Here is an 8,833-nt window from a genome sequence, read left to right as displayed (position 1 = left end):
GATCGCGAAATGCTCCGCTCACCCTCGGATTTACTAATCATCCTGAAATTAAACCCTACAGTATTGTAGACGAGCGTTCCGCGGCATTTTTTGCCCTGGGAATTGCTCAGCAACTAAAGCAGCCGGTTGCGCTGGTTTGCAGTTCAGGCTCGGCTTTGCTGAATTATTATCCCGCCATAGCCGAAGCTTTTTACAGTGATATTCCCTTGGTGATAATTTCAGCCGACAGGCCAATAGAGCGCATTGACATTGGCGATGGGCAAACCATACGGCAGAAAAATGTCTTTGAAAACCATATTCTCTATTCGGCAAATTTGCACTCAGAACTGGTTTTAGACCGAAACACCACTGATCCCAAGCTTCAGCAGAAACAATTTGAAGCACAGAAACACAACGAAAGGGAGATCAATCTGGCGCTGAATAAAGCGATAGAAGGAAAAGGTCCCGTGCACATCAATGTACCCTTTTACGAGCCTTTGTATGACCTTGTAGAGAATGTTGAGGTGAATCCGCTGCAGATTTTGCCAGAGCTCAAAGAACGCACTTATACCGAAAAACAATTAACCGCATACGCCGATATCTGGAATAAGGCAAAGCGAAAGATGGTGATCGTGGGCGTGGCTCAACCCAATGCAGTTGAACAAAAATTTTTGGATCAACTAGCGCAGGATGACTCGGTGATCATTTTTACTGAAACCACCTCAAATTTACATCACCCAGATTTCATAACCAGGATCGATACAGTAATTGGTCCTATTGAAAGGGAATCAAATCCTGAAGAGTTCTTTAAAAAACTTCAGCCTGAGATACTGCTCACTTTCGGGGGAATGATCGTATCTAAAAAGATCAAAGCTTTTCTCAGGAAATATCAGCCCGAACAACACTGGCATGTTGACGATAAAAAGGCCTACAATACATTTTTCTGCCTGAATAAGCATTTTGAAACCGATGTAAATTCGTTTTTCAGCAACTTTCTTCCTTTGGTGAAGAACCAGGAAAGCGATTACGGGAATTACTGGAAAGAGATCTGGCAAAAACGCCAGCAAAGGCACGAAGAATATATGGATGAAATTCCGTATTCCGATCTTAAAGCTATGCAACTGGTTGCTCCGGAAGTACCTGAAAATTATATGCTTCAGCTGGGGAACAGTTCCATAATCCGTTATGCGCAGTTGTTTAAATGGAAAGAGACTTTGCGAATCTTTTGCAACCGTGGCACCAGTGGGATAGATGGCAGTGTCTCGACCGCCGCCGGAGCCGCCTGCGTCTCAAAAGATCCAACGCTTATGATCGTAGGAGATTTGAGCTTTCTCTATGACAGTAATGCTCTCTGGAATAATTATTTGCCGTCTAATTTCAGGATAATTGTTCTGAACAACCAGGGCGGGGGAATCTTCAGGATACTTCCGGGGAATAAGAATACCGAGAACTTCGATACTTATTTTGAGACCATCCATCAGTTGGATGCAAAACCGGTTTGTGAACTTTACAATGTGGAATATGCTTCAGCTAAAAATTCAGAAGAAATCGAGAAGGGGTTGCAAAGCTTTTTTAATGAATCTAAAAGACCTAAGCTTTTGGAAATTTTCACGCCCAGAAAACTCAACGATGAAGTCTTACTGGAATACTTCAATTTTATGAAATCTTAAGATATGATCTTCGGTATTATGTTCTGTTTTTGCTAACTTTAAGTTTATTAACCATTTAAAATAAAAAGTATGGCGACTAAAACCGATGAAAAAGTTGGAAAGTATATCCAGGATGTAAAAGAGAAAATAGGTGGAGAGCCCGATGTTGATCTTTTAAGAAAAATTACAGAGGCTTTGGGCCCAAGCATCTTTAGAAGCGATGCGGAAACCGTTTCAAGTTCTTCAGAATCTGAAATGGAAACCGTGAAAAAGAATTTTCTCATCAATAAATTAGGCCTTAAAGACGACGAAAAACTGGATGTTGGCCTGAATGCCGTGATGGAAAAATACGGGAAATCCAATCGCAACAAGTACCGTGCAGTGGTTTACTACCTGCTTACCAAACATTTTAAGAAAGAAAGCGTCTATAAATAGACGAAATTCAATAATAGGTAAATCCGCTTTTTGGAAACAAAAGGCGGATTTCCTGTTTTTAAGTAAAAGCCCGTAATTATAAAGTATCTTTGCATTTTAAATTTTTGTTATGCTGAATATTGGTGAATATCACACCCTTACCATAGACCGGGAGACCGAGCCCGGACTTTTTCTTACCAATGAAGAAGGTGATGAGGTTTTACTTCCGAATAAATACATCCCTGAGACCTGGGAAATAGGCGGGGAACTAAGAGTCTTTGTTTACCTGGACCACGAAGAACGGCCTGTGGCAACTACCCTGGAGCCTCTTGTGAAGCTGGATGAATTCGCCTTTTTAAAGTGTGTGGAAGTAAATGAATTCGGTGCCTTCCTTGATTGGGGACTAGAAAAGCATTTGTTTGTTCCTTTTAAGGAGCAGGCTTATCCGATGAAACAAGGTGGGAGATATTTGATCTTTTGTTATTTAGACGAAGAAACCAACCGACTGGTGGCCTCAAGTAAGGTGCACGCTTTCCTTGATAATTCTGAATTAACAGTAGAACCTTTTGAGGAAGTTGATCTTATAATCAGTAATAAGTCTGATTTGGGCTATAATGTGATCATCAATGAAATTCATCTTGGTCTGCTCTATAACGATGAGATCTTCCAGCCCATTAATGTTGGAGATCATATGAAAGGCTTCATAAAAAAAACAAGGCCCGACGGGAAGATAGATGTTATGCTTCAGCGGCCGGGGTACAGAAGCATTGAACCCAATGCACAGCGTATTCTAGATGAATTGGCGGCAAACCACGGCCACCTTAATATTACCGATAAATCTGATCCTGCTATGATTCAAAATGTGCTGGAGATGAGTAAAAAGAGTTTTAAACGCGCCGCCGGAAATCTCTATAAGCAACGCAAAATTGAAATCACCGAAGACGGGATCTACTTAAAGGAAAATCAATAATATCTTCCGTAAGGCGAATAAAAAGGTCTGCGTCCATACATACTCCTTACCCCTGAATTATGAAGTGCGTTTTGGTAAATTCGTTGGTTTCGGTAATACGGGTTTGAATTAAGAGCATCATTTTCCACTTCAGCGCGGTTATACAAACCATTGTTATTAGATATTTCAAAATCCTTTCTCTCCTTTTTCGGAAGGGGCGAACCAATATCTACCGTGCGCTGGCGGTAGTTATTTTTTTCATCGATTAACGCGACGATATCTATTCCATTTCTTTTATTCTGGTCTACATTTAAAAATTCCCCGCTGGGCAGATTAAAACTGGATTTTTCAAAACCGAAATCAAAATTTTCCATACCCAGGTTGAGTTCATTTCGGCTAAGGTCGAAATCGGCCGGGTTCCAGGCTTCAAATTCCTGGGCCACCAGGCCTGAAACACCACTGAATAGGAAGAGAAGAAATAGTAAACGGAACTTCATCTTAGATTTTTTTGTAGATATATCAAAAACAATGCAAATCTACGAGCTTTAGTTTAAATTATTAATTTCTTCGGAAGCATCAAAAAATCTTATTTTTACATTAAAATATAAATTATGAGCACAATAGACTGGAAAACAGTTAAAGAATACGAAGATATAACTTATAAGAAAGCCAAAGGCGTAGCCCGTATCGCCTTTAACCGTCCTGATGTTAGAAATGCTTTCAGACCAAAGACTACCAGCGAGCTATTAGATGCTTTTCATAACGCCCACGAAGATACTTCTATAGGGGTGGTTTTGCTTTCCGCAGAAGGGCCTTCAACTAAAGACGGGAAATGGGCATTTTGTAGCGGAGGCGATCAAAAAGCTCGTGGTCACCAGGGTTATGTTGGTGAAGACGGCTACCACCGATTGAATATTCTGGAAGTTCAACGTTTAATCAGGTTTATGCCGAAAGCTGTAATTTGCGTGGTTCCCGGTTGGGCCGTAGGCGGTGGACATAGTTTGCACGTGGTTTGCGACTTAACGCTGGCCAGTAAAGAACACGCCATTTTTAAACAAACCGATGCCGATGTTACCAGTTTTGATGCCGGTTATGGTTCTGCGTACCTTGCAAAAATGGTAGGGCAGAAGAAAGCGCGGGAGATCTTTTTCCTCGGAAGAAATTACTCGGCCCAGGAAGCTTATGAAATGGGAATGGTAAACGCTGTAATTCCGCACGATGAATTGGAAGATACCGCTTACCAATGGGCACAGGAGATCATGGAAAAATCACCAACTTCGATTAAGATGCTGAAATTCGCTATGAATATGACTGATGACGGAATGGTTGGTCAGCAGGTCTTTGCAGGGGAAGTTACTCGTCTTGCCTATATGACCGATGAAGCCAGGGAAGGCCGTGATGCTTTTCTGGAGAAAAGAAAACCAAATTTCGACAAAAAATGGATCCCATAGCAAAAGACTTTAGCAACGAACAATTAGATCTGGCTTCCTTACCCAAATATGAGTCGGTAGCTTTTTCTTCAGTTTCGTCAAAGTATCTTATAAAAATGAATATTCAGACGGGCATTTTTTTGCTCGTCTTGATTATTGCGCTTGGGTTTTTCTGGTTTTTTCAGCTAAATCCTCTTCAGTCAGGGCTTGTTTTTGGTATTATTTTGATAGGTTTTATTTTCAGATTTTGGAACAATTTCAAACTGCTTCAAAGTTTGGGTTATGCCATAAGAGAGAAAGATGTTATTTACAAAAGAGGCTTTATCTTCAACAAAACAACGGTGATTCCTTTTAACAGGGTTCAGCACGCTTCAATTTCAAGAGGCGTTTGGGATAAGGTTTTAGGAATTTCCAGCCTTAATATTTTTACAGCCGGGGGAAGTGGAAGCGATATCACCATTCCCGGATTAGAACCTGAAATGGCGCTCCAACTAAAAGAAGCCATTGCGGTTAAGATTTCCAATGATGAATCCTGAAGCCTATAGCACCGCCCAGCGCCAGGCAATTGCCGGGATTATTCTAATTTTTATTTCCAGCCTTTATAAGCTTTTCAGGATGTTTTGGGCATTGGGTGCTTATTTATTGATTAGCGGTCCCAGTAAGACTACCTTAATCTATACCGGCCTGGGATTACTGGTATTATTGGTTTTAACCTTAATCTATAGCTACCTGTATTATCGCAGGTTTATATTTTATATAGATTATGAACGGGAAGAATTTGTACTGGAGAAAGGTATTTTCTCTACAGAAAACACTGCGATCCCGTTTGATAAGATTCAGCAGGTTTATTTTAAGCGATCCATTCTGCAACGACTGATAAAAGTTTATAGCCTGGTAATAGACACCGCCGGAAGCAATCAAAAGGAGGTGGAAATAAAAGCTATTTCGAAAGGGGATGCCAACAGACTTTCAAAAATCCTTTTAAAAGCGAAAACCGAAAAAGCTGAAACGCAGGATTTAGAAGAAGACTCTGCGGCAAAAGCGGAAGAAGACAAGGAAATTTGGACACATAAAGTGGGGTTTCTTACGCTTTTGAAAATAGGAATCAGCACCAATTATTTACGCGGACTATCTTTGATCCTTGCCTTTGTAATGACGATCTACAATAGGATAAACACTTATTTTAAAGAGCGTTTAGAAGATGTTGAAGTTTATATAGATCAGTTTTCAGGGGTATTACAATCTATCGGATTTTTAGCGCTCCTTTTTATCCTGATTTTGCTTTTGAGTATAAGCATTACAATTATTGAAGTATTTATTAAGTATTTCGGCTTAAAAATTCAGCAGACTAAGGATAAAATAGAAGTGGAAATGGGGCTGCGCACCAATACTAAGGTTTCGCTTCAGCCCAGAAGGCTTCAGTTGATGCGGGTTAAGACGAATCCGGTTCAGGAGCGATTCGATCTTTACGAAGCCCAGATTTCCTTGTCGAGTAGTGAGAATGAACTTCAGAAGAATAAAATAAAGATACCGGGATTGGGGAAAGAGATCGTAAAAAAGATAAAGTATTTTCTATATCCTGAATCTGGTAAATCAGCATTTTCCACCACATTCAAGCCACATAAATTATTACTATTCCGGAAGATCTTATTGGCGATGTTGCCTGTAATAGTTTTCCTGGCTTTGTGGTATTTTACAGATCTTATAAAACTGCAATTATGGGCGATTTTGGTCCTTGCTGGTTTATATGTTATTGTCGCTTTATATTTTCAAATACTTGCATTTAAAGCCCGGCAGCTTATTATTACAGAAGAGTTTTTACAAAAGAAAAAAGGTTTTTGGAATAAGTCGGAAGAAACTCTTGAGTTGTTTAAAATACAATCGATTAGTATTAAGCAACCAATCTGGTATCGCCGCAGGAACCTGGTGAATGTGGTTTTCCATACCGCCGGGGGAGATCTTTGGTTTTACGCAGTTACCCGGGATATTTTGCCCTACGTAAATTATGGGCTGTATAAGGCAGAGGTCACCCGGAAAAACTGGATGTAAAAAATTAAGGGTTCCGGGAAATTCGAAATAAAAAAGCCACGGCATCTTAAGTCCGTGGCTTTTTCCCTTTAACTAATTATTAATTCTTTATCTGAGTTTCGGATATTTTTCCGGGTTCACCTCGTGAAAAATACTGTAAACTCTTTCAAAAATATCATCGGAAGATGGTTTTGAGAAATAATCACCATCGGTGCCATATGCAGGTCGGTGTTCTTTTGCCGTAAGCGTATCCGGTTTACTGTCCAGGAACCTGTATGCATTTTGTTCATTCAGCACTTTGTCAAGGATAAATGCTGAAGCTCCGCCCGGAACATCTTCATCTATCACGAGAAGTCGACTGGTCTTTTCGACGCTTTTTACAATATCGTGATCTAAATCGAATGGAAGCAGAGATTGTACATCAATAACTTCAGCATTGATTCCGAATTCTTCCAATTCCTGTGCGGTTTGCTCTACAATTCTTAATGTTGAACCATAAGAAACCAGTGTTATATCTTTTCCTTCTTTTACCGTTTCCACTTTCCCGATAGGAGTGCGGATTTCAGCTAAATTTTCAGGCATTTTTTCTTTTAGCCTGTAACCGTTGAGGCATTCAACAAGAAGTGCAGGAGTGTCTTGCTCCATTAAAGTGTTATAGAATCCGGCCGCTTTGGTCATATTTCTGGGAACGAGAACATAGATTCCGCGCACCAGGTTTAAGATTCCTCCCATTTGAGAACCACTATGCCAGATCCCTTCCAATCGGTGACCACGGGTTCTTATAATAAGCGGTGCTTTTTGTTTTCCTTTGGTTCGGTATTGTACCGTGGCAAGATCGTCACTTATTCCCTGAAGGGCATACATTACATAATCCAGATACTGGATCTCGGCAATTGGGCGCAGCCCTCGCATCGACATCCCAATTCCCTGACCTAAAATTGTAGCTTCACGAATACCAACATCGGCTACGCGTAATTCTCCATATTTCTTCTGAAGGCCTTCCAGACCCTGGTTCACATCCCCAATCTCTCCTGAATCTTCACCGAAGATCAGAGACTCTGGTTTGCTTCCAAAAATATTATCGAAATTATCCCGAAGGATAATACGCCCGTCTACTTCCTTAGCATCTTCAGCGTACTGTGGTTTTACCTCTTCAATATGAGGTTGATTTTCTATATATAAATGGCTGCTATAGTCATCTTTTGCCAGGTCTTCATAGGTGCTTATCCAATCCAGAAGTTCCTGTTTCAATGCTGTTTCGTCCTGCAACAGGTACCGTAAACTTTTCCTGGCGGTAGAAAACACATCCTTTTTAAGCGGCTCTTTTATAGCTTTGAGCTCTTTGGCCAGGCTTACTATTTCATTCTTTTTCTCAGAGGATTTTGAAATTTCCGCAAGGAGTTTGATCAACTCCTTTTGCTTCTCTTTCATAGGATTGGCATACTTATCCCAGGCGGCTCTTTTACCTTCCCGAACCTCTTTCTTTATTTCTTTTTCGATGTTTTCGAGATCCTCTTCCGTAGCAAAATCATTACTGATGATCCATTCCCTGAATTTCACATTACAATCATATTCCCGTTCCCAGTTAAGTCTTTGTTCGTTTTTATAACGTTCGTGAGACCCTGAGGTAGAATGGCCCTGTGGTTGGGTTAATTCTTTCACGTGAATAAGTACCGGGGAATGTTCTTCTCTGGCAATAGTTGCCGCTTTCTCATAAGCTTCAACCAAAGCCACATAATCCCATCCGTTCACGATAATTATCTCGTAAGCCTTATTATTTTCATCGCGCTGGAAACCCTTTAGGATCTCCGAAATATTTTCTTTAGTAGTTTGATGCCTGGCGTGAACCGAAATTCCGTATTCATCGTCCCATACGCTAAGAACCATAGGCACCTGCAGTACTCCGGCAGCATTCAGGGTTTCCCAGAAATGGCCTTCGCTGGTACTTGCATTCCCGATGGTTCCCCATGCCACTTCGTTGCCGTTATTGGAGAACTTTTCAGCATCTATTCCATCTACATGTCGGTAGATTTTAGAAGCCTGTGCAAGCCCTAAAAGCCGTGGCATCTGGCCTGCAGTAGGAGAGATATCGGCGCTGGAATTCTTTTGTTCCATCAGGTTTTTCCAGCTCCCGTCTTCATTTAAACTATGTGTAGCGAAATGCCCTCCCATTTGCCTGCCGGCAGACATAGGTTCATTTTCTATATTATTATCGGCGTAGAGACCGGCGAAAAACTGTTCGATAGTAAGTTCATTTATCGCCATCATAAAAGTTTGATCGCGGTAATAGCCAGACCTGAAATCTCCATTTTTAAAGGCTTTCGCCATCGCAAGTTGAGGCACTTCCTTTCCATCTCCAAAGATCCCGAACTTAGCTTTTCCGG

At 40.9% G+C, this 8,833-nt stretch carries 8 protein-coding genes; 6 read left to right on the top strand and 2 right to left on the bottom strand.

What is annotated here, in order from left to right:
* From menD to ACESK1_RS10740, 3 genes are all read left to right on the top strand, one after another.
* Positions 1-1,649: 2-succinyl-5-enolpyruvyl-6-hydroxy-3-cyclohexene-1-carboxylic-acid synthase (gene menD / locus ACESK1_RS10750; protein WP_372920183.1), on the top strand; the 1,649-nt coding region annotated here is incomplete at its 5' end.
* A 69-nt stretch (positions 1,650-1,718) separates the two neighbouring features.
* A complete protein-coding gene (locus ACESK1_RS10745) occupies positions 1,719-2,063 on the top strand; it encodes a DUF2853 family protein (protein ID WP_372920182.1) in 345 nt (114 codons plus the stop codon).
* Between the two features lie 109 nt (positions 2,064-2,172).
* Positions 2,173-3,012, top strand: a complete 840-nt coding sequence (locus tag ACESK1_RS10740; RefSeq protein ID WP_372920181.1) for a S1 RNA-binding domain-containing protein — start codon at positions 2,173-2,175, stop codon at positions 3,010-3,012.
* Here ACESK1_RS10740 and ACESK1_RS10735 read toward each other — a convergent pair.
* Positions 3,006-3,488, bottom strand: coding sequence for a hypothetical protein (locus tag ACESK1_RS10735; protein WP_372920180.1), 483 nt, complete (start codon positions 3,486-3,488; stop codon positions 3,006-3,008). The two genes, ACESK1_RS10740 and ACESK1_RS10735, sit on opposite strands and share 7 nt — an antisense overlap.
* A 114-nt stretch (positions 3,489-3,602) precedes the next feature.
* Between ACESK1_RS10735 and ACESK1_RS10730 the strand changes: the two genes are divergently transcribed.
* The 3 genes from ACESK1_RS10730 to ACESK1_RS10720 are packed head-to-tail and all read left to right on the top strand — an operon-like array spanning position 3,603 to position 6,470.
* Entirely contained in the window at positions 3,603-4,442 is an 840-nt protein-coding gene (locus tag ACESK1_RS10730) for a 1,4-dihydroxy-2-naphthoyl-CoA synthase (protein WP_372920179.1), read from the top strand.
* Positions 4,430-4,957 (top strand): PH domain-containing protein, encoded by a 528-nt coding sequence (locus tag ACESK1_RS10725; protein ID WP_372920178.1) that lies wholly within the window; start codon positions 4,430-4,432, stop codon positions 4,955-4,957. Before ACESK1_RS10730 ends, ACESK1_RS10725 begins: the two co-directional genes overlap by 13 nt.
* Positions 4,926-6,470, top strand: a complete 1,545-nt coding sequence (locus tag ACESK1_RS10720; protein WP_372920177.1) for a PH domain-containing protein — start codon at positions 4,926-4,928, stop codon at positions 6,468-6,470. Before ACESK1_RS10725 ends, ACESK1_RS10720 begins: the two co-directional genes overlap by 32 nt.
* Positions 6,471-6,557: 87 nt before the next feature.
* Here ACESK1_RS10720 and ACESK1_RS10715 read toward each other — a convergent pair.
* The coding region (locus tag ACESK1_RS10715) for a thiamine pyrophosphate-dependent enzyme (RefSeq protein ID WP_372920176.1) at positions 6,558-8,833 on the bottom strand (2,276 nt) is incomplete at its 5' end.

Origin of the sequence: Salegentibacter sp., assembly GCF_041642575.1 — a bacterium.
Lineage (GTDB): Bacteria > Bacteroidota > Bacteroidia > Flavobacteriales > Flavobacteriaceae > Salegentibacter.
The sequence above is the reverse complement of the archived record's forward strand: the minus strand, read 5'-3'. Positions and strand labels throughout refer to the sequence as shown.

Excerpts from the sequence above, each read along its gene's own strand:
- ACESK1_RS10745 (WP_372920182.1), top strand. The coding sequence starts at position 1,719 with ATGGCGACTAAAACCGATGAAAAAGTTGGAAAGTATATCCAGGATGTA.
- ACESK1_RS10740 (WP_372920181.1), top strand. The coding sequence starts at position 2,173 with ATGCTGAATATTGGTGAATATCACACCCTTACCATAGACCGGGAGACC.
- ACESK1_RS10735 (WP_372920180.1), bottom strand. The coding sequence starts at position 3,488 with ATGAAGTTCCGTTTACTATTTCTTCTCTTCCTATTCAGTGGTGTTTCA.
- ACESK1_RS10730 (WP_372920179.1), top strand. The coding sequence starts at position 3,603 with ATGAGCACAATAGACTGGAAAACAGTTAAAGAATACGAAGATATAACT.
- ACESK1_RS10725 (WP_372920178.1), top strand. The coding sequence starts at position 4,430 with ATGGATCCCATAGCAAAAGACTTTAGCAACGAACAATTAGATCTGGCT.